This window comes from Candidatus Vogelbacteria bacterium, from assembly GCA_021414225.1.
In the GTDB taxonomy this organism is placed as follows: domain Bacteria; phylum Patescibacteriota; class Minisyncoccia; order Phycocordibacterales; family XYD1-FULL-46-19; genus JAIOOX01.
Window position 1 is genome coordinate 25,110 of record JAIOOX010000005.1, and the last position, 21,076, is coordinate 46,185.

17 protein-coding genes are annotated in these 21,076 nt (G+C 45.6%); 6 read left to right on the forward strand and 11 right to left on the reverse strand.

Annotation, left to right across the window (positions count from 1 at the left end; all coding sequences use genetic code 11):
* Nucleotides 1-2 precede the first annotated feature (2 nt).
* The 5 genes from K8Q91_03700 to murD are packed head-to-tail and all read right to left on the reverse strand — an operon-like array spanning nt 3 to nt 5,910.
* Complete coding sequence (locus tag K8Q91_03700) at nt 3-1,790, reverse strand: type IV secretion system DNA-binding domain-containing protein (GenBank protein ID MCE9629071.1); 1,788 nt, start codon at nt 1,788-1,790, stop codon at nt 3-5.
* Nucleotides 1,791-1,839: 49 nt separating this feature from the next.
* Nucleotides 1,840-3,033 carry a putative glycoside hydrolase gene (locus tag K8Q91_03705; protein ID MCE9629072.1) on the reverse strand — a complete coding sequence of 398 codons (1,194 nt, stop codon included), beginning with the start codon at nt 3,031-3,033 and terminating at the stop codon, nt 1,840-1,842.
* Nucleotides 3,034-3,046: 13 nt separating this feature from the next.
* Nucleotides 3,047-3,262, reverse strand: coding sequence for a hypothetical protein (locus tag K8Q91_03710; GenBank protein ID MCE9629073.1), 216 nt, complete (start codon nt 3,260-3,262; stop codon nt 3,047-3,049).
* A gap of 11 nt (nt 3,263-3,273) precedes the next feature.
* Nucleotides 3,274-4,566: a UDP-N-acetylmuramate--L-alanine ligase gene (locus tag K8Q91_03715; GenBank protein ID MCE9629074.1), complete on the reverse strand. Its 1,293-nt coding sequence runs from the start codon at nt 4,564-4,566 to the stop codon at nt 3,274-3,276.
* A 3-nt stretch (nt 4,567-4,569) separates the two neighbouring features.
* The gene (gene murD / locus K8Q91_03720) at nt 4,570-5,910 is read right to left on the reverse strand and encodes a UDP-N-acetylmuramoyl-L-alanine--D-glutamate ligase (GenBank protein ID MCE9629075.1); all 1,341 of its coding nucleotides are present in this window, start codon (nt 5,908-5,910) and stop codon (nt 4,570-4,572) included.
* A gap of 44 nt (nt 5,911-5,954) precedes the next feature.
* Here murD and murI point away from each other — a divergent pair, with 44 nt between their 5' ends.
* Both murI and K8Q91_03730 read left to right on the forward strand, forming a co-directional pair.
* Nucleotides 5,955-6,779: a glutamate racemase gene (gene murI, locus K8Q91_03725; GenBank protein MCE9629076.1), complete on the forward strand. Its 825-nt coding sequence runs from the start codon at nt 5,955-5,957 to the stop codon at nt 6,777-6,779.
* 340 nt (nt 6,780-7,119) lie between these two features.
* On the forward strand, nt 7,120-7,977 hold the full coding sequence (locus K8Q91_03730; protein MCE9629077.1) for a hypothetical protein: 858 nt from the start codon (nt 7,120-7,122) through the stop codon (nt 7,975-7,977).
* Nucleotides 7,978-8,318: 341 nt separating this feature from the next.
* Here K8Q91_03730 and K8Q91_03735 read toward each other — a convergent pair whose 3' ends face one another.
* Nucleotides 8,319-9,887, reverse strand: coding sequence for a TIGR04141 family sporadically distributed protein (locus K8Q91_03735; GenBank protein ID MCE9629078.1), 1,569 nt, complete (start codon nt 9,885-9,887; stop codon nt 8,319-8,321).
* Nucleotides 9,888-10,089: 202 nt separating this feature from the next.
* Here K8Q91_03735 and K8Q91_03740 point away from each other — a divergent pair, with 202 nt between their 5' ends.
* Nucleotides 10,090-11,112, forward strand: a complete 1,023-nt coding sequence (locus K8Q91_03740) for a recombinase family protein (GenBank protein MCE9629079.1) — start codon at nt 10,090-10,092, stop codon at nt 11,110-11,112.
* A 383-nt stretch (nt 11,113-11,495) separates the two neighbouring features.
* Here the strand turns inward: K8Q91_03740 and K8Q91_03745 are convergent, their stop codons facing one another.
* The 4 genes from K8Q91_03745 to K8Q91_03760 all read right to left on the reverse strand — a co-directional run bounded on the left by K8Q91_03745 (nt 11,496) and on the right by K8Q91_03760 (nt 18,207).
* Nucleotides 11,496-13,346, reverse strand: a complete 1,851-nt coding sequence (locus tag K8Q91_03745) for a hypothetical protein (GenBank protein MCE9629080.1) — start codon at nt 13,344-13,346, stop codon at nt 11,496-11,498.
* Nucleotides 13,347-13,660: 314 nt separating this feature from the next.
* On the reverse strand, nt 13,661-14,473 hold the full coding sequence (locus K8Q91_03750) for a hypothetical protein (GenBank protein MCE9629081.1): 813 nt from the start codon (nt 14,471-14,473) through the stop codon (nt 13,661-13,663).
* Between the two features lie 1,794 nt (nt 14,474-16,267).
* A complete protein-coding gene (locus K8Q91_03755; GenBank protein MCE9629082.1) occupies nt 16,268-16,513 on the reverse strand; it encodes a PqqD family protein in 246 nt (81 codons plus the stop codon).
* A gap of 536 nt (nt 16,514-17,049) precedes the next feature.
* Nucleotides 17,050-18,207, reverse strand: a complete 1,158-nt coding sequence (locus K8Q91_03760; protein ID MCE9629083.1) for a hypothetical protein — start codon at nt 18,205-18,207, stop codon at nt 17,050-17,052.
* A 557-nt stretch (nt 18,208-18,764) separates the two neighbouring features.
* Here K8Q91_03760 and K8Q91_03765 point away from each other — a divergent pair.
* From K8Q91_03765 to K8Q91_03775, 3 genes are all read left to right on the forward strand, one after another.
* Nucleotides 18,765-19,478, forward strand: coding sequence for a hypothetical protein (locus tag K8Q91_03765; GenBank protein MCE9629084.1), 714 nt, complete (start codon nt 18,765-18,767; stop codon nt 19,476-19,478).
* A gap of 61 nt (nt 19,479-19,539) precedes the next feature.
* The gene (locus K8Q91_03770) at nt 19,540-20,325 is read left to right on the forward strand and encodes a hypothetical protein (GenBank protein ID MCE9629085.1); all 786 of its coding nucleotides are present in this window, start codon (nt 19,540-19,542) and stop codon (nt 20,323-20,325) included.
* A gap of 41 nt (nt 20,326-20,366) precedes the next feature.
* Nucleotides 20,367-20,969, forward strand: a complete 603-nt coding sequence (locus K8Q91_03775; GenBank protein MCE9629086.1) for a hypothetical protein — start codon at nt 20,367-20,369, stop codon at nt 20,967-20,969.
* On the opposite strand, the gene K8Q91_03780 is transcribed toward K8Q91_03775, so the two are convergent.
* A partial coding sequence (locus K8Q91_03780) for a DNA adenine methylase (GenBank protein MCE9629087.1) occupies nt 20,880-21,076 on the reverse strand: 197 nt, incomplete at its 5' end. The two genes, K8Q91_03775 and K8Q91_03780, sit on opposite strands and share 90 nt — an antisense overlap.

The window sequence follows — 21,076 nt, forward strand, 5'->3', positions numbered from 1 at the left end:
ATTTACTGACTATCAACCGCCAACATTTGCCGTAAAACATCTTCCGGAATTTCTGGTACTAATGGTTTAACCGGATCTGACTTTTTTATCTGATCAGTTTCAGTCTTCTCTGGGGTTGGTTTTATACCATTTTTTATCTCCTCTATTTTAATATCTGATTTATTATCTCCCAACAATTCTTGAAGGGCTGACCGTAATTCCGCCTTACTGGCACCAGTACTTTTCGGTTTGTCTTCTCGTTTTTTATTTTTAAGTTGATCTAAAGAAAAATGTTTTGCAGGAACTTCTTTAACTGTCTCTGGTTGGGATTTAAAAACCGGTACCCCTTCGTAAGTCACCTCTTTAGGGGTTGGTTTTGGTTCTTGTTTGAGAGGAGCTGTTGGTTTATTAGTAGACCCAGTGACAGCTTTCGGTCGGTCATCAGATCGTCCGCCACCAACCTTTTTTTGATTACCATAACTATTGTTATTGGTTTTAGGTGCCTGACTAGCAGCTACCCTCGCTTCTTCAATCCAAGTAATAATCCGAGCTTCCACTTCCGCTCGTGGTTTAGAGTAATTTTGTCTTGACCAATCAATCAACTCTTGTTTATTAGAATTAAGTAAAGCTGGAATAGGTGGTAAAGCCATCGCCGAAAACGGCTGAGACCCAACTCCATCAATCATTAAAGTTAAATACATCTGAAATCGCCCCATGTTCACCAAATCTTCTTTAGTAAAAGTCGGAAAAAATATCTTTTCAAACGTCTCGGCGTCTAGTGGACCAACTCGAAAACAAATAGTGGTACCCACGTTACCAAATACCGCACTTTGGACTTCTTCCGGCATTTGTTCCACATACTGGTGAGCAATTGTCAGAGCTAGTTTATACTTACGAGCCTCTGACAAAATATCGGCAAAAGATTCATTAGCAAAAGATTGAAACTCATCAACATATAAATAGAAAGAGGGCAACTTACGTAATTCCAACTCATGAACATTAGCTCTAGACATCGCCGCCAAATAAAGTTTGGATACCAACATCCCACCCAACAGTCGCGCATTATCTTCACCCACCAAACCCTTGGACAAGTTAATAATAAAAATCTTTTTCTCGTCCATCGCTTTACGAAAGTCGATAGTTGATTTCGGTTGACCAATAATATTTCTAATCAACGGATTAGAAGAAAATTGACCAACTTTGTTTTGAATCGCTGGGGTGGCTTCTTGAGCAAATCGCTCGGTATAATTAGCAAACTCGTCTACCCAAAAAGATTTAACTGATGGATCTTGAATATTGTCCACCACCTTCTGACGATACTCTTTGTCAGAAAACATTCGGTTAACACCCAATAAAGTTGAGCCTGGGTATTCTAATAAGGCCAAAATAGTATTGTTCAGGATATATTCCATTCGAGCTGACCACACATCAGCCCAAATAGTTTTAAAAGTAGCCATCAGACCATTAGCCACCAAGTGGCGCTGATCCTTGCCAACATCCTCCATAATATTAAAAGCAATCGGGTTATCTAAATCAAAAGGTGCAAAATAAATAACATCCTTCTTTCGTTCTAGTGGAATATAATCCAACAATAATTCGGCTGACTTACCGTGCGGATCAATAAAGGCTAAACCTTCACCGTTTTTAATATCTTGAATAGCCAGGTTTTCCAACAAGGTCGACTTACCCATACCGGTTTTACCGATAATATACATATGACGAGCTCTGTCTTCAGACTTAATTCCGAAAGGAATTTTTTTACCGCGAAAATCAGTCTGAGCAAAATAGTTAATATGAGGATTGGAAGACATAATTAGTTCTAGTATAGCGCAGGTTTACTAAGTTAAAAATAGTAATTGATTAATTACTAACTGGTTTTGTTAACACTGCCGAGTCATAAGCCTCGCGAGTATAAGTATTAGATGGATCCCACATCAGCCAACTAGTTAACCCAGCATCATAAACAGCCTGTTTTTGCGCTTTAACATCAGCGACCGTGTAAGTAACCGGATAATCAAAATCTTGTAACCAGGGCCTAATTTTGTCTGGACTAGAACTAGCCGCAATCGCCCGCTTAACAGCTGAATCCATCACATATTTAATTATTTCATAAGGTGCTTCGTTTGGATCAGCATAACCATTAAAATGAGGCGGATAATGTGATGGGTAAATCATCGGTGAGACGTAATCAAAATAAGGTAAGGCGTTTTCAAAAATCTGACCAATATTCATATCATCAAAAGTGGTGGTGGTCATACCAAACAAGTCAGCTGACAACGGCACCCCAAGTGGCTCAAGAGTCTTATCAATATAACTAAAGAAATTTTTGATCACCGCCGATCTGGTCGTAGAAGCCAAATTAGAATGAGGGTAAGTTAGATTCCGTAAATCACCATCAGAAGGAAACCTAATATAATCAAAATTTATTTCATCGAAACCAAGCTCGTGAGCTTCTTTGGCAATTTCGGCCACATACTCCCACACCTCTTCAGCGCCTGGATCAACCCAAGACAACCCCTTTCTATCTTTCCAGACAGCGCCATCACCTGATCTCAACACCGCTAAGTCTGGTCGAACTTTAGCTAAATAAGGATCCTGAAAAGTAGCAATCCGAGCAATCACATAAATATCATCTTTATGTAAGTCTTCAATAATAGTCGCCAGGTCACGAATTCTATTTTCCGTTGAACCAATTTTCGTAATTATCTGATTATCAGTCGTAAAAGACACCTTACCAGTATCGTCTTTAACATCAATTACGACTGCATTGATTTCCGTGTCTTTAATTAAATTAACCACCCGGTTTCTCAAAGAAGGAGTGCTCGCCACCCAACTGGTCATATAAATAGCTTTCACCGGCTCTGGAGTGGCTAAGTGAACTCTCTTTTTAGTCTCTATTTTTTCTAAACTAGTAGTGGCTCCTAAACTGCCGTAAATCGGAACTGTATAATCCGAAGCAGTCACAAAATCTCCAGCATACAAAAAATAACCCACCAGCAATAAACAAAATAATCCCAGACCAAGATAAATACCGAGGTGGGATGATTTTGGCATAAGTTTAAATAATTTATTGATTGCTCTCGTTATTATCACTCACTTCAGAAACAGTTCTCAAAAATTCTTCTCGATGTCTAGTTCCAGTAAAACCAAATAAAGCTATAATTGCCCCCAAAATCACAAATAAACTAGTCTTAATCACACTTGGAAAACCAGTGAAAGGTAGCACAATGATCATCAAACCCAATATCGCGCTAGCTCGGTTGCGCCAAATAATATTATGCATAATGTGTTGGATTATAACATACTTTTAGCTATTTCCACAACATTGCCAGCCCCCATTGTGATAACCACTTCCCCACTTTCGAGGGTTGTTTTTAGCCTAATTTTAGCCTCAGAAAAGCTCTCCACAGCCAAAACTTGGACTTGATGCTTACTTATCTCGTCGACTAATATTTGATGACTAATTGTCGGATCGGCCGTCTCTCGCGCTGCATAAATTGGTAAAATAATGACCTCGTCAGCCAGAGTAAAGCTGCCAGCAAAGTCATTAAGTAATAATTTAGTTCGAGAATATAAATGAGGTTGGAACACGACAACAATTTTTTTAGCTGGCCATTTTTCTCGAGCACCAGCTAAGGTCGCTTGGATTTCTTTTGGATGATGAGCGTAATCGTCATAAACCAAAACTCCATCTTTAGTTGTACCCAAATATTCAAATCGGCGCCAAGTGCCAGTAAACTTTTCTAAAGCCCCTCGACTAAGCGTGATGGATATTTTCAACCAATCGGCCACCGTTAACACCACTCCAGCATCCAGTCGATTGTGTTCGCCTGGCACATTAAGTTTAAGGTTGGGGTCAATAAATTTTGTATAATCAACAATTTGGCAAGTTGCGTCTTTAATTACTGGTCCAATATTAGGATCACTTGGGTTACAAATCACCACACCATCAACTGGAACTTTCAACACCAACTCCCGAAAGGCTGATTGAATGTCGGCCAGATCTTCATAATAATCAAGATGATCAGCATCAATATTAATAATGGCTAAAACTTTCGGAGTAAATTGTAAAAAATGACGGCGATATTCATCAGCCTCCACTACTAACCATTTACTATTACCAGCTTGGAAATTACTTTTGGTTTTAGCTCGGATAGAACCGACCACCACCGTGGGATCAAGACCAGCATCTTCCAAGACATCGGCCACCATCGAAGTGGTGGTGGTTTTACCGTGAGTTCCAGCAATAGCAATCACATCATATCCTGAGGCTATTAAGCCAAGGGCCTCGAAATATGATAAGCAGGGCTTACCGGAAGTTTTGGCTTGCGCCAAAACTTCCGGATTATTAGTTAGCCACGCATCACTATAAATATATAAGTCTGCTTCTGGTAAATTAGCTGGATCTAGATCTAAAGAAATTTGCACTCCTGATTGTCTTAAGCCGTCCAAAGTGTCTGGACTGGGCCCATCATTAGTGCCGGACACTTCTTTACCTTGGTGTACTAATAACCGAGCCAGAGATGAAATCCCCACTCCCCCAATCCCAATGCAGTGGATTTTATTAATTTTTTCTAAATCAATCATATCTTATTTAATTTTTTTGACAGCCACATTAAACTGATCACCTCTGTCATATTCGTTTTTAAAGACACCAAAACTTTTTGCTCCAGGTGACAACAAAACTAAATCACCCTTTTTAACCAACTCCTCAACCTGAATAAAAGCCTCTTTCATTGAACTAGCCACAACTGTAGAAAAGTTTTGCCGCTGTGGCAATTGGGTTAAGATCTTATCAGTCGCTGTTCCCTTGAATAAAATTAAACCCTTAACGTATTTACTGACTTTTTTGTAGTAATTATCTAAATCCAAACCAGCATCTGTACCACCGGCCAGTAAAATAATTTTACCTTTGTATTTTTCAAATGCCTCCAGGGCCGCATACAATCCATCAGGACTAGTCGCATTGGTATCATTAATATATTTAACTCCTCCCGCTTCCCCAACCAACTCCAAACGATAAGGTAATCCTGGGAAATTTTGGGCTACTTTTTTAATAACAGAATCTTTAACACCCAGAGCTTGAGCCGCTGTCATAGCCAACAAGACATTGTAAAGATTATGCTCGCCCGGCATTTTCAATTTCCAACTAGCCACTGAAGATATTTTGGGAGTAATAATCTGTTGTTTTAATTTTTGACCGTCATTTTTTTTAACCAAACTAGCCACCTGACTGCCTAAAATTAAAATATCATCCTCTTTCTGGAAACGATAAATATTAGCCTTATCGGCAAAATAACGATCCATATCACCTTGATAGTAATTCATATGGTCATTCATGAAGGTGGTAAAAACAGCGATGTTGGGACTAATTTTAGACTCACCAAAACCTTGGCACTGCCAAGAATCAAGTTCCATTACTACCACATGATTAGCTTTAACTTTTTTAAGTAGAGGCAAGGTCGCTACACCTTTAATATTACCCCCCATATGGACAGTGAGCCCGGCCGTCTTTAAAATTTCGGCCAATAACTGGGTGACGGTACTTTTACCTCGTGTCCCGGTAATACCAATAGTGACCAGGCCAGTTGGAGTTAGTTTACAAAATAGTGATGCATCCATTTCCACTGGTACCCCATTTTTATGAGCCTCGGCAAGATAGATTGAGTCAAGTGGCGCATTAGGAGCGCGAATAATCAAATCTCGATTACGAAAATCTTCAAGCCTATGCTCCCCTAAAATATATTTTATGTTTTCATACCGACTTAGTTGTTTGAGGGATGAGACTAGTTCTTCTTTGGTTTTCAAATCCGTCACAATCAAATCTGCCCCACAGTCAGCCAAAAACTTAATTACCCCAAGACCACGACCCAAGAGTCCTAGTCCCATTACAGTCACCTTTTTACCCTTAAAATACTCCTTATAATCCATATTTTGGCATTGTAGCATATTCCTATAGTATAGTGAGAATTATGATAAAAAAAGAGCTAGGACCAATTGGTATTTTTGACTCCGGCTTTGGTGGATTAAGTATTCTCAAAGCAATCACTAAGGAATTGCCAAACTATGATTATATTTATCTTGGTGACAATGCTAGGACGCCTTACGGTAATCGATCACCAGAAATAATCTACGAATTCACCAGGCAGGCTGTCGATTTTTTATTTAAAAATAATTGCCAGTTAATCATCTTGGCTTGCAATACCGCCTCCAGTGATGCTCTACGAAAAATTCAGCAAGAATACCTGCCACAATATTACCCTTCAAAAAAAGTATTAGGTGTCTTAATTCCAGGAGCTGAAGCTGCTGTAGCTAAAACAAAAAATAAAAAGATTGGAGTTATGGCCACTGAAGGTACTGTAACTTCTGGTTCTTTTGTTAGGGAAATAAAAAAACTAGACTCAACCATTAAAGTTTTTCAACAAAGCTGTCCTCTGTTAGTCCCCTTAATCGAAGCCGGTGAAAAAAATAATCCAGCCACTAAGATTATTCTGGAACAATATATAAAACCTCTAAAACAAAAAAAGATTGATACCGTCATCCTGGGCTGCACCCACTATGGTCTAGTAGAAGAGCAAATTAAAAAAATCTTTGGTGACAAAGTTAAAGTTATTTCTGAAGGTAAAGAGGTAGCTAAGAAATTAAAAATATATCTTGTAAAACATCCGGAAATAGAAACCACTCTAACTAAAAAATCAAAATTGAGCTTTTACTCAACTGATACCACCGCCAAATTTCAGACCCTGGGTAGTAAATTCTTTGGACAGAAAATAAGGGTTGAAAAAGTAAACCTGAATTAAAACCATAAAAATCTTATTTGACACGATCATCCAAACGTGTTAAGATTATAAACAGAAGGAGGGTTCACCAATGACAGAACTCCAGAAAAATCTGGGCGAGCTAGGTCTAACCCTCAGACCCACTTTGACCAGTGGGCCACGGTCCATCTGTTACGAAGTAGACGGGGTAGATGAGATCGTCGTCATCGACGACGAGGGTTTTCCTTGGGTGGGGTCTAGACCAGAAGTCAGACTGCCCAAGAGTCTGACCTACGCCTGACACAAGAGCCCCGGCGCGCGCACGCGCCGGGGCTTTTCTTTTTAATTTGTGATCTAAAAACCTATTGCTATACTAAACATTATGAAAAAACCAAATCTTGAGTCTGCTTCTGAAGTCCTACCCTTCTCTATTGAAGATATCTATCCCTTGGCCCAAGAAAAACTCCAAAGCTACCAAATACGAATGGATAGTTTCTCTGATCTTTATAGCTCAGAGGTAATACTGGCTGACCAAAAAGAAGTGGAAAGACGTAAAAAAGGATTTGAAATCCATATGACTGACCAAGAAAAAGAACTAAGAAAGCTAGCCGAAGTCTTAGAAGCTATTATTTTATATCACGGAGAACAAAGTAATTGGTTTGGTAGTGAAGCAACCCTAACCAGAACAACAGACTACGACGACTTAACCCATGGGACTGACTGTATTATGGAACTAACTAATCCTAATAACACTTCTCAATTAGCCCTAGCCATTGACGCAACTTTTAGTAGCCACGTTGGAGAAAAATTAATAGAAATATCCAATGAAATAATTAAAGGCGAACTAACTAAAATAAAATATTATATTTCTGACCAAGCGGGAATCAGAGGTGAATTAATTAATGTGCCCAGGATTATTGTCGGCTTAGATACTAATTCTATTATGAATATTTCCGACCTCTGGCTTAATAATGCTAACGAGCACCTAGCTAACCATCCTGCTCAATTTCAGATTTTAGAAGAAATAATGATGCAGTGTGAATTCTTCAGCCGTTTAGCTATCGCCGAAGATCAGGTAAAAATTGGTGAAATTTACCGAAAAATGTACGAAAAAATTAAAACAATTTATTCAACCAAGAAAGCTGAGGGTAATGATAATCACTGGAGGGACAGTTCCCACGCCAACCTAAAACGAGTCTTACCTCAACTGTTCCCCGATATAGCCAAGGAGATGGTTTAGGCAATCAAAGGCACACACCAGGACTCTCCCGCGACTTAAGATTTTCTACCGAGTTAATGCCAGAACTCTCGACTACCGTCGCGGGTACTTTTCTGGTTTACTCGCCTATCGGCTCATAAACAGAGAAAAGTCTTTCTCGTCCTGACGAAAGTGAAGTAGTTCACTTTCTCCATGCGCACAAATTACGCTTCGCTTATTTGTGCCCCATTACTGACCACGACTCGAACTTTTTTGACACGGTTGTTGGAGGTGTTGATGTTGGAGCCGGGCATATGGAAACAGTTTAGGCGAGGTGAGACGGAAAAGAAAGAGGGGTGAAGTTGGCACGGGAGGCAACAAAGCTAGTTTACAGCTTTCTTAATCTGCTTAATTCCCACCTGGTAACCGTACATACTCAGTCGACGGCGTGCATTTTTCAGACTCACCTTACTGAAAAACGGGATATCTAACGGTTTGTCTGACTCACTAATAATGCCATAGATTACCTCATAGTCCTTCGCATTCGGGGCGGCAGAGGGATCAGCCAGTTTATGGCCGACCGGTAACTTTACATTCAGCTTCTGGCGGAAATCCGCGTCGCTGACAAAAAGCTCGGCAGAGACGACCCCTTGGGAAAACAGGTGACTTAATACGTTAGATCCGCCATACCGTTTTATATGTAGGAGTTTATTTTCCCCGGTATAAATGTCACAAAACTCCACACTGCTATGGCCACCGCCGTGCATGATTAATTCGCCATCCATACAACAAGCGCCTTTCAAAGCCGCGGCTGCGATGGGTGTGTAGTCACCTTCCCTGGTCACGGTGCATACCGGCAGGTCAATATCCGATCGCCTGACAGCATCAAAGTGTTCCTGCACCTGCTCGGTGAATCCCTTTGCAATTCGATACCACTTTGCGTTGTTCAGAATGTAAACATCATCCCGTAACTCAACCTCAGCATACATACACTGAAAAACGGTCCACCGCTCGACAACATCGTCTGTGGCCATGGATATGCGAAATATTGCAGAGTGCTTAAGTCGCTCCAACGTCACTGGACTGGGTAGCGTCTCCAAGCAAGCTGGTACGTCTAAATCGTCGTGCAAATCGTTGCTCTTTTGACGGGCGTAGCGAAAGCCTTTTACGTCGGACCACTCAATGACTTCGGGAACAGCCATCCACACTTTGTCTAGTGTCCGAGTATTTAGTTTGTCAACCAGCACAAGATTCAGTTCTTCTTCGATTTTCTTGTCACGAACTTCGGCAATCTGATCAATCCAATCAAAATCTTTCTTATAGTCTTCGCTCGTATAGCGTTCCAGGCAATGAGTTAGAAATTCCACGATGTTTCCGACATTAACCTTTGCCGACCCACTTAGTGCATCTTTCCCCGTGATAATGCCCCCGAGAAGAGGGTCACGTGACTTTCCGGTTACTGAGCTAACCAGGTCTTGCTCAATATCGATTCCGAAATCAGTTGCGGCAACATTCCGGCTCATTTGTTCCTGGCTGTGTTTCGGTACCGATCCTAGCGTCGTCTTATCGATCTTGCGAAAACTTGCCGCATCAAGTGAATTGAGAACCGTCTTTAAACCGAAACGCTCTTCAAGCACACCGGGCCGTAAGAGGTGTCGACCAAATCCAAACACCACTGCAAAATACGTCGCCTTCCCGTGTCTCGAAATAGGTACAATCAAAAGCCCCTTCGAGCTGGCGTTTAAGAGGGGCCGGTCTAGGCTTATAGCATCACCAAAAAAGTCTTTGACCCAGCTCGGAGTTTTGGGAGGCACTGAAGCAGAGACAAAGTGCCCAACTCCATCGATCTCAATCGAATTCTTGCTACTCTGGACAATCTCATCCAGTGTTTGGAACTCCGGCTTGATCATGTAGACAGAGTATTTGTTAGTCTTGACTTTTTTCGCATTCATTGACATAGCATACTCTCGCGAGACGCAAATCGCAATACTGCTGCAATCCAGATTCCAATGTAGCGAGTGATGCTATATTTCAACAATTAGTTCAATAAAAAGACAATGAAAAACAATTTTAACGAATATTCGGGTCTGGCCCTACAAGCCTACCTCGCCCTGGTCATCCAGATTTACCAGCGTTCCCTCAATACGCCGGACAATGACCGGTAAGCCTGTGTACTTCGCCTACATCCGCGTCTCCACCCCGCGCCAGGGCGAGCAAGGTTCCTCGCTGGCGGCTCAGCGTCGGAGCATCGAGTATTACGCAGCCCGTCACAACATTATGATTTCAGAGTGGATTGAAGAAACAGTAACAGCCGCCAAAGCTGGTCGTCCCCTGTTCACTCAAATGCTGACCCGGCTCAGAAAAGGCCAAGCTACCGGCGTCATCATCCATAAAATAGATCGGGGTGCCCGCAATCTCAAAGACTGGGCCGCCCTGGGTGAACTCATTGATCATGGAATAGAAGTGCGGTTCGTCGCTGACTCAGTAGACCTCAGTTCCCGCTCGGGTCGCCTATCGGCAGACATTCAAGCGGTGGTTGCTGCCGACTATGTACGCAACCTGAAAGAGGAAGCCCGGAAAGGATTCTACGGTCGACTCAACCAAGGGTTGTATCCTTTGGGTGCGCCGTTGGGATACCTCAACAATGGACGGGGCAAGGTAAAAACCTGGTGCCCGGAGACGGCCCCGCTTGTTCGGCGCGCTTTCGAGCTCTACGCCGCTGGTGAATTCACCCTCCGACAGCTTTCCGCCGAGTGCTTCAGTCGCGGCTTACGCAACAGTACTGGACATTCCGTTTCCAACAACGCCCTGGCGCGGATACTGCGCAACCGTTTCTATTGCGGCCAGATGGTTCTTGGAAAAAGCGGTGAGGTTTTCGCAGGCCTGCATGAACCGTTCATCCCGGACGATCTTTTCCGCCGCGTCGGGGCAATCCTAAATGGCCGGATGAGGCGAAAGGTGAAGTCGCCTTCATTGGTCTACCGCAAGCTTCTCCGCTGCGCCTCTTGCCGTAACCACCTCATCGGCGAGATCAAGAAAGGCCACACCTATTACCGCTGTCACACGAAGGGCTGCCCGGTAAAGTGTGTCCGCAGCGAAATAATTGACCGGCAGGTCCAGGAAAAGATACAGCGCCTTCAGGCCGATTCAAAGGTCTACGTCGACAGGCTAAGTTAGCATCCCAGTAAGAAACTCGTTTACAGCACCCCAGCGCAGCTTTTCAGGCGGGAATCGTTGCACTTTGAGATCGAAGCTGCGGGCTACAGAGGCTTGCAAGAATTTGCCCACATGCTACTATTACATTGTGTGTTTTTCCATCGCGGAAAATCACGCGGTGGCCTTTCGTGAGAGGAAAGTCAGAAATCGCATTGAACAGAATTCATGTGATAACTGGCGAATGGGGTGGTCGCCCCGGACCGCTAGCTAAGGATGTACGGAGCATAGACCTTGTCGCCGATGTATACCGATGCCGCGGGTGCGCTTACGCACAGTACTTAGAACGATGGGTCATCGGGAGCTGTTCAGGCAAAGAGCAGCTCCCTTATTGGTTGAGTTCAGGCCTATTCCAGCAATGGTAGCATTGGAGAAAGAATATGCTCTAATGCGTATAAGGCATTTCCCGTGGCAATTTGCCGGAATTTATCATCTTTTTCGCAATCTGCATGGTCACTCACCCCCCGCACTATAAGATAGGCTTGGGGTCTATATCCATAGTGTAGCTGATCTTCGACAAATTGTTGTGCGACACCGCCTGCCTCAGTTTCAAGAGCCAACGTCTTATCATTTACGCCATTTAGCCACACTCGCTCCTCCGCCTCTCGGTACCTGATCACGGCTTCCCCAGTGCCAATGGGTCCAAAATGCAATCGAAACTTTGTCGAATCATCATTAGCGTTGGAATTGAGACAACAGATATCACCCGAATTATCAAAGACGGAATTAATAGCGTTTCTCACTATAGGATTTAAATTATACGGCAATAATCTATGCTGAGTGCCTTGCTTAGTCACGACGCGTTTATCATAATAAAAAATATCATCTGCCACGACAACGTCACCTATGCTCACATCCTTGTGTATAGATCCGGCGATTCCAACTAATACCATAACCTTTGGGGCAAACTCTTCTGCCAGATCACGATACGCTGGCATTATCGACCTATTGCCTTGCTCAAGGGCACGCACGGCGGCTACACTAAATGATTCGCCAGCAGGCAACCTTCCAAATCCTTCGGAATACTTTCGCGTCGAACGTGAGCCAGCGGCTTCTCCAAACCCACCTCTTTCTTTCAACCAATTCCTTACCATATACATTTCATCTGGAACTACAGTTAGAATTCCAACGTCAACCTTTGGTCGTCTCGGCATTTCATGAACCCTTTTCGTGCTCTTAGGGGATACTTCGAATTGAACTAGATCGATCATATGGGGAACTAGCGCCCCGATAGAATGCCTCTCGAGCTCAGACGCTCGAAAAATGCGTTTGCCAAGCTCGATACGAACTTCCCGTTCAATGCCCTTGATATCACCGTCTACAGTACCAGATACCAACATCAAGGCGGTCGCTTTCGCATAACCGAGTTTAGCATCAAGGAATATGCGTGCCCTCTCCCAAAACGTTGGCCCGAGATAGCTTGTTGAACGATCGCTTCTAACTAACCGGCCATTACTTGGTAGACTTGAAAACAGTACACACCGAACTACAATATCCGAACCAAGCTCTTCAATCGCCTGAATCGCCATTCTGGTAAGCCAAACTCGCGCAAGAGGTCCTGTAGCGCAGATCCAAGCGCCATGCGAAACCACCGTCTCTCCTGGAGGAATTTCGGCTATAATTGCCGTGCGTCCGTTTTTTGACTGTCTACGGGCTTTCATACGAATCGCATGTAGAATCCCTCGGAGCCTGCTCCAGTTCGCACCCCGTTGAGCATTTGACGTCACCATATCGACACAAAGGACGTTCTCGTAATAGGTCAGCTTTTCTGATTTCCCGAAAACGCTTGCAAGTTCATCAACTTCTCCAAGAATATCCCGCATTTCCCCCAAAGATATTCTCATTCTTTCTATTAAAAAGGAAAGAAGGGGAATCCAATCTAACGACTGAGTTCTCAGTCTATCATCCAGTCGCAATGCCGCCTTGTGTAGATTCTTATCGAGCTGTCCATATAACTCAAGCTCTTTAATGCTAGCATGCATTTCGTTATAGGCGCGCTTAGAGTTTTTATCCTCGTTAGGATATAAAAGCCCTATTTCGAGCATGGCTAATACCGTCTTTACTTGAAGCAACCATTTCGCTTGGCGCAGTATAATTGATTCCAAGTTTGTCGCTTTAAAATTGAGGTTCTCCCCAACGATAGTTACCGGAATCTGGATGCAGCTTGCCGGGGTCAATAATTTTGTCGCAATTCGCATCTATGTTTTATTGCACAGCTATCCCATCCATTGAATAATGATGGGATGGCTGTGATCTCTATTTATAAAAAATGCTTGAATGACGGATATCACTCAAGCAAAGGTTGCGAATTGCCCAGCGCAATCAAGCAATCTTGTGCCGAAATACACGCTGGAATAGCCCTGGAGGGCGCGTAATGCGTCTCTCTACCTGAACCGGAGAAGGTGTACCCGGAGGTGCAACCATCACCAGTGATTCAACTCGATGCCCCTGAGCGTTCTCGCTTATGACCTTAAATGTCCGGTCATCGACGCGTTCGCAATGGAGCGACGACTCATCCTTTTTTGTCATTGAGATTCTCCTGCTTGGGATATTTTTTTGACAGCCATTCGTATACCAACGGGTGTAGAGCAGCAGCCAAGCTTCTTACCAATTGAATATCGTAACGTCGATAAAATGCTTTTCGGGACCGACTATCTACGGCAAGAAATCCGACAATTTTCTCTTTCTCGCCGCTCAAACGCGGCACTATCGGCGACAGGATGACACTTTGGTATGGTAATCTCCAAGTCATCCGACGCCGCAACGGATTAAGAAACATTGGCCGATCTTCTTTTGGTTTACCATATACCTCGAACGAGGTATTTTCATAATGCGGTCGTCCTGGCAAGTCGTCTTCGAAAAAGACTTCCATTTCAGGTTGGCCAACATGCTCAAAAATCCAAAGTAATGCACTATTTTTCTGAAGTGAGTGCCTCACTCTACCATGTGCGGCATCTCGATCTTTCGAGTGTGTGCTCCGACACAATGTGACAAACTCTAGATCTGAGCTTTCAGCAGTGGGCTGAACAAATTTGACACATGCTGCACACTGGGTGCCTGTCAAAACAGTGAATGCTTCGGCGATGAGATTTGTAATCGAGGTAATCGGCTCGGAATTTGCCATCGCTTCGGGTGAGGCGTCCTGTGCATCAAGGAAAGCGGCCGTCAGCATTTGGAGTGATTCCACATACCGTGCTTTTCTCGAGTAACGAAACTGCTGATAGACCATGACGATGAAAAAAAGAACTGCGAGTAGTCCAAGAAAAAATATGCCAATGCGAGCGTCGGGTTGTGATTTGGCCCAGACAGCTCCAACTGCCACCATGATCGATATTACGGCGCTCAAGTTGTTGACTATTGGCCCGAACCACCCCCAAAAACGCTGCATCAAGGCATCTCCCCGACAAAAATAATGAGTTCGTGTGTCAAAGATCCAATGTTAATCCCGCGATTCCTCCAACTCTTCGATTTCCGCGTCAAGCTCACATGCTATCGTTTCAATGTCGTCATCGGAGACATTTTGGTCGATTTCGAAGGTTAGAGGCGTCTTTGACGCATCTGGAACCGTTGCCATGCACGGCCTCCTTTTGCGGAAATCCTGAAGTTAAAACCCTAGAGAATACCATGCGACGCTGTAGAAGTAAAGAGCCTCCCTTAAGATACATGCTGAGCATGTATGTGCTTTCACTGTGCGCTTTTTAAAGAACAACGATGCAAATGTCAAGTATTTTCCCCTCGTCACTTTCGCAACTATCCATAAGCCATTGTATCCCAATATCTTATGGACTTCTAGATTGGGATGTGGATAACAATTGCTGCCCTCTTGTGGGTGCTTTTTTGCACCCAAGAGAGCGCTTCGGGTGGGGGCGGATTAGTTTGCCGACACTATCTGTAGTGTTTTGCCTGATCGAGCACGAAAAAGAGTAAGAAACAGAAAACTATCAAAATGCGTCTATGGTAAAACCATTGACAAAGCAACATCTGAAATTATCAAGCCAGGGTGGCCTATGGCCACATTCGCCTTGATTAGGTGCCGCCCACAACACAAAATGCCTTCTAGCCCCGATCCATCGCAAGCCCTACACTTACTAATAAGGGGGGTACGCAATGACTCTCAAAAAGCTCGCTATACCCTTATTTTACTTACTCCTTTGGGTGTTGTCTTTTGGGCGAGCGGCAAGTGGGCGGAATAATTTCAGTCCGCCTTTTGGGGCACAACGCTCCGCCGAGCGGCGCGGCAGCGCCTGAAAAAGCAGGCCATCCTTTTGGGACAGGAGCATTACCGCAACGAAACCGCAATCCAGCCCATACTGATCCGCTTGCCCCTGGGGTATGGAGACAATTCCAATGTCCCCGGTTGAGGCATAGACGAAACAATCGTCATGCCTTGGAAAGTTCTGTGAACCAGTTGGACCCAGTACCGGAATTTCTTCTCGCAGTATGGTGGTCTTTGCCGTCTTGTCGATGAGATCCCCTCCTCGTCGGCCTCGGGGTGCTCACTCGGCCTTCCGTTTGTCGTACTGATCCCAGCCGTTGGCTTTTCCGCCATGCATCTGCCGCCACAAAAGGCTGAAGGAGAACAGCGACACAGGATGCGTGGATGAATCTCAAATTTGAAGCGGACTTAACGATGAGAAGTTCAATGAGATGCTCTAATCCCGGCCATTCCCTTTGCAGAACCAGCAATGCGGTGTTTGAAGCCAGCTCAGCTTTAAACTTGCCGGCCCGTTGTTCGCGCACTTGCAGTTGCCATTGCGCTTGGACGCCATCAATCGAAGTACGGGGCAGCGTTTGAAAATGCTCCAGTACACGGTCGTGAAGACATCGAAAGGGAGAAGAAAATAGCCCATGAACTCCAATTTCCGCGTAGGAAATTAGCGTAACCAAATTCTCTCCGCCCTCATCATGTACAGAGGGCAACAACCGGCTCGCTGGCAAAATCGGCTTCCGAATAGGTCTCGATAGTCGGCATTTCGTATGGGTTCTTCATGACAAATTCCTCCAAAGTTTGCGGAATTGTAGCCTAATATGCAATTGATGTCAAGCGAAATCCATCGCCTCTCCCACTACTGCGGTACTGGCAGGGCAAGTTGTCAAGACGCTTCAGAAGCACCTCCATCTATTCTAAGCCGCGCATGCAAACGCCCAAGCTGTAGAGTTTTTCGAGTGTAACTTGGATGTCCAACTCTAAACGCTCGCGTGGAACCTGCCCGTATCGCTGAAGCATCTGCTCCAACAAGTCCTCGACAGTTGTCATCCCATCACATTTCTGCCAAATGAAAAAGGCAGAGTCGTTCAAAACGTGCACTAGACCTCCGGCGGCATCGTACAAGGCCCCATCCTCACCAAATTCATGAACACTCACGTCCGCTCTTCGTCTAGGTAGTCGTTTGGGCTGAAGCATCTGTATCCTCTCCACTCAACTTCATGTGTCAACGCAAGACATTATGCGTGGCATTTAGCGAGCGGCCATAATGCCAAGGATATCGCGATAAAGACAAATACCAGGCCAGCGATTAGCATCCCCTTTTTCGACACATACGGGGCCAAAACGCAAGATGAAGCGATGTAGCACTCTCGCACAGCCGCGACGAAAACAGATGACCTCTCCGAACTTGGGCTTCGGATCGAGCGCATAGCGAATTTCTACCTCTGAGCCTGGGGGAAGTGTTGGCGACATGCTTCGACCAGTAACCCGCTTCAGCATTGTCTTACGGTCATGTCGCCAGGCTTCTTCGACTGCCCGTCGAGCTTTGTCGTGATCTCTGGCTGGCAAAGGCACACTATGCTCCATCTGGATATTCTATCATCCCTGTAGACATTGGTGAAAAGGCCCAGTTACCGTGGAACCGCCGAAGAAAGAGATCGGAATGCCAGTGCAATTGCAAACGAAACAAAAAACTACTCATGATATTGCGCCCAAATACTAGACATGTCAATTAGTCTGTATTCCCCGTCTGGCGCTGGAATCATCTCATGGGCAACAGCAAGGCTCATCTCCGCCGGAAACATCAAGACACTCTGAATCGTGTGATGGTTGCATATACAATTATAGCTCTTCCCATTCTCGCGGCCTGTCGCTCCGTCGTATTTGTCACGCAGAAATCGAAGCGCGGCCTCCGCGCACAGCGCTCCTCGATGTTCCTCTATCAAGGTGCGCATTCGCGCGTATCGAAAGGTTCCTGCTGAATAGGTAAGTCTATTTCGCGCAGTCTGTGGGCACTGGCAACAATCGTCAACAATGAGCGTCCCTCTCCGCGCCGACCTCCAGGCACACAAACTTCGGGTGAACTCAATCGCACCGGCCTCCCCGCTCTTTCCGTCAGCGAGCGCAAGATTATACCCACAGGTACGGGGCACATTCTTGACTATTTCCAAAGCATCGGCGAGGTTTCGTGCCTTTTCCAGGACCATTCGAAGCACAATCGAAATCGGTACCCCCTCAATGTCGCAATCGCTCGCCGGGGTGCTGACTTCAGAGAGCGAAAGCCTAGCAGCACTCATTCCCGTGTACGTCCCAACCATCCCCACAATTGTCGGCGATATTGTTGGAAGCAGCGTCTCCGAAGCCGGACTCCGAGCTATGCAAATGCCCACCCTTGCATGGATGTCGCGACCCAACGGAAAATCAAGGTTTCTTCCGTGTATAAGCCGACCTCTAGTAACGCTTGGAAGTAACACAAAATTGCAACATTGATGCAAGGCTCCCATGTAACAGCCATCGACATCCGCGATGCAGTTCAGCGCAAGAATGTCGGCATACGGGACCTCGCATCCCTCGGCAATGGCACGCATCTCTTCCAGGTACATCGACGGTATGAAATTCGCGCATCTGGCTGATTGCTCAAGGAGGAAATGATAAGGAACCCCGAATATCTCGTTACTTCGTCGCACAAAACCATCCACTAGGAGCCCGATCTCATTCTTCAGCAAGCGGCCATGCTCGTGCCCCATTTCTTCTGGTGTTCCCTCAAGCAGAAGGATCGGTATAGATTCTATTAATTCTAGCGGCACGGAAACGACCACTCCTGCAACAGTGTTCGGAACACCGGAACTCAAGAAAAACGAAAGAATTTGATCTCAAAAGCACCAAACCTCTGTAAACGGCATGGACATGAGGCACGATGCGCCGCAAGGGGGGGCAAGCGAGCAAAACTCTGCTTCGGTTTCCACCAACAGAGTACCATAACCACATCTACTTGACAAGCAAAAATTATTGTGTAATACTGCTCCAGATGTAAGGTTGCAAGGTCCCGACTTAGGAGGAAGACGTAACTATGTGTCAGTTGCAGGAACTTAAGACGAAGACAGAGTATCGCCAGCAATTCCACTTTATCCTAAGGGGATTAACCCTTCTCTCCGTCGGCGTCCTATCCCTTCTGGCAGTTGCCCCTGCCTTGGGTGACGTTACAGGCTCACCAGATTGCGCCACAGACCCTATACCGGTGAATGGGGATTCAGGATCTGCATATGCTGCGGTGACATTAACGGCTCCAGTGTCCTTGTGTCCTGGAGCATCGAGTGAATTGGTCGCAAGCGGAGGTGGCGACTGTGACGTTAAGCGAACCACTGGGTGCAGCCCCGCATGTTCTACCTCCTCACGGTGCGGTGCAGACGTGGACAATAGTGATGTCGTTTTCACGTGGACATCAACAGGATCCTTATCCAAGGATGGCCCAGCAACCGGCACCCTTGAAAACAAGCAGTGGTACAAGACTGATCCCGCAATATGGGGCACTAGCGGAACTGTCACCGTAAGCAGGGATGAGGCTTCGCACGTGGACGAAGGCAGCGTTCATACTGACACTGAGACGATTACGATAAGCACGCCACCACTCACAAGCTTTGCGAACCATAAACATGTTGATGCGTCCTCGCCCGGCGACCTTACCGCTAAATTCAAGAGTGCAAGCAGCGATTTTTACTTGATGGATAATGATGGCCACACCGGAACAGCGGATATACACTGTTGCATTGGCCTTCAACCTTCTGGAAGTCTCGCCAGCTTTGGAACAGCAGGTGACGGCTTGGACGTGATTGACAATGACGGCGAGAAAGATGCCGTGTTCGCAGTAGGTAGTGGGGCAAAAATAAAGTGGGTGACAACAATTAATACCTGCGGCGGCATGCCAGGAAGTTATTCCGGTTGTGCAATGACCGCATACCACGCCCGAAACGCCATTATCAAAGTGGCAGCCTCAAATTCGACGATTGCACACGAATTTGGGCATACTGAAGGTGGTCTTGGACATGTACCTGCTCCAAACATAATGCAAACTCCCTCTGGTGCGGGCGAATTTACGTCTACCCAGTGTTCTAGCATGTTTTAGCTGCATATTTCATGAGAGAGTTCACAATTGCTATCAACTTAGCCCAAAAGGAGGCGCTGTCATGAGCACGTCACATTATGTTCTTCGCGGAAGACATGAGGTTTCTTTAAATGTATACATCTTGTCGATCTGCGTTTCCTTGACCCTTTTCATCGCAAATGCAACCGCAGATTCTACGTTTGATTCCATAAAAAGCGACGCTTTCTTGGAAGAACTAACTCGGATCGCCCAACCGCCGTGTGAATTTCCCAGTGCAACGGAGTCTTTCTTTGCTGTATTTGGGCGCGATTCGAACACCGAGACGGCGCTCCTAAGCGTGCTGAGAGATGAGAGTTCCGATTTTTACGCGCGCCGTCTGACGGTTTGGGCATTGACAGAACTTGGTACGGACGCGGCACAGACTGAACTAACAAAGTTTATCGAGGCACCCTTACCCAGCAGCCTTCCAGAGGGTACAACGTTGGAGCAAAGACTGGATGTGCTTCGTACAGGCATTATGTACTTGGGCCGCATTAAGAATTCAAGCCTTTTACGCCAACTCGAAAACTGGTCTTCAGGAGCGTATTGGGATAGCCGTGCTGATTTTCAAGTTGCCGGAACCCAAATCATGACTATGGAAGCTTCTCAGCGCGAACGCATCATTGCGGGACTACGTGAAGCGGCGTTATTGAGCATAACTTGGCAAGCATCCTCCGAAGCCGTCGCGCTGGTCGAGCGACTTGTGGGCACCACTTGTAACGACATGCATCCAACTGTACTCGGCAATATTGTGAATGAAGCACGTTCCAAGGCGGGTATTACTAATACCGCAGAACCGACTTCCAACACTACTGCTGAACTTCCTTAAAGCATGCTCATGCGCCCAACAAGTGAGCTATAGAGCTGTCGATGAAATCTCGCTTAGCATCAAGCATCAAGTTCGTGTCTATTTGCCTTCTACTAGGAGGCGTATTCTGGGCGCAACTTGCACGAGCAACAAACTTTGCAGGCGAAATAATCCGTATCGTCAGAGAACCAGAGTACATAGCGGAATCACTTTCGCCAAGTCTGTTGGAATATTTCCGCGAGTTCCAAGCGAGCCAGGAGAGACAAGATCTCGACGGGGCATTGCGTGCTATTCAGCGACTTACTACCGAATTGACCGCCGAACCTACGTCTGATGCCTACACTTACTGCATGGGCTATCGTGCGCTGTTAGAGGAAACTGCTAATCGCCACAGCGAAGCGATTCAAACATTGGAGCGCTTACGTACAGCGAGATCGGATTTACAAGGTATCGAGATTCGGTATCTGGCAGATCTCGAAGTTGCGAGAATAATGTTGGATAATGGCGGCAACCCGAATCTGCCCGATTTCACACCTAGTTTTGAGGATGTCTCCGGTGCCGTAAATCGTGTGTTCTCAAATTATGACGCTTATCAGTATGACGTCATTCTTATGCATGTAAAGTATGCCAATGATGTCATTGAGAAGGGCATCTTCTGGCTGTAACCCTAACGTGATCGCAAGGCCGCCACAGAACGGCTCGACAAGACGGCGCTGGGCATGACGGGCAAAAATTGTACGAAGGTGCGGGAGAAGCCAGCGCTTCCCTCCGA

Coding starts and splice junctions, on each gene's coding strand:
- K8Q91_03700 (MCE9629071.1), bottom strand. CDS start 1,790: ATGTCTTCCAATCCTCATATTAACTATTTTGCTCAGACTGATTTTCGC.
- K8Q91_03705 (MCE9629072.1), bottom strand. CDS start 3,033: ATGCCAAAATCATCCCACCTCGGTATTTATCTTGGTCTGGGATTATTT.
- K8Q91_03710 (MCE9629073.1), bottom strand. CDS start 3,262: ATGCATAATATTATTTGGCGCAACCGAGCTAGCGCGATATTGGGTTTG.
- K8Q91_03715 (MCE9629074.1), bottom strand. CDS start 4,566: ATGATTGATTTAGAAAAAATTAATAAAATCCACTGCATTGGGATTGGG.
- murD (MCE9629075.1), bottom strand. CDS start 5,910: ATGGATTATAAGGAGTATTTTAAGGGTAAAAAGGTGACTGTAATGGGA.
- K8Q91_03730 (MCE9629077.1), top strand. CDS start 7,120: ATGAAAAAACCAAATCTTGAGTCTGCTTCTGAAGTCCTACCCTTCTCT.
- K8Q91_03735 (MCE9629078.1), bottom strand. CDS start 9,887: ATGAATGCGAAAAAAGTCAAGACTAACAAATACTCTGTCTACATGATC.
- K8Q91_03740 (MCE9629079.1), top strand. CDS start 10,090: ATGACCGGTAAGCCTGTGTACTTCGCCTACATCCGCGTCTCCACCCCG.
- K8Q91_03745 (MCE9629080.1), bottom strand. CDS start 13,346: ATGCGAATTGCGACAAAATTATTGACCCCGGCAAGCTGCATCCAGATT.
- K8Q91_03750 (MCE9629081.1), bottom strand. CDS start 14,473: ATGGTGGCAGTTGGAGCTGTCTGGGCCAAATCACAACCCGACGCTCGC.
- K8Q91_03770 (MCE9629085.1), top strand. CDS start 19,540: ATGAGCACGTCACATTATGTTCTTCGCGGAAGACATGAGGTTTCTTTA.
- K8Q91_03775 (MCE9629086.1), top strand. CDS start 20,367: ATGAAATCTCGCTTAGCATCAAGCATCAAGTTCGTGTCTATTTGCCTT.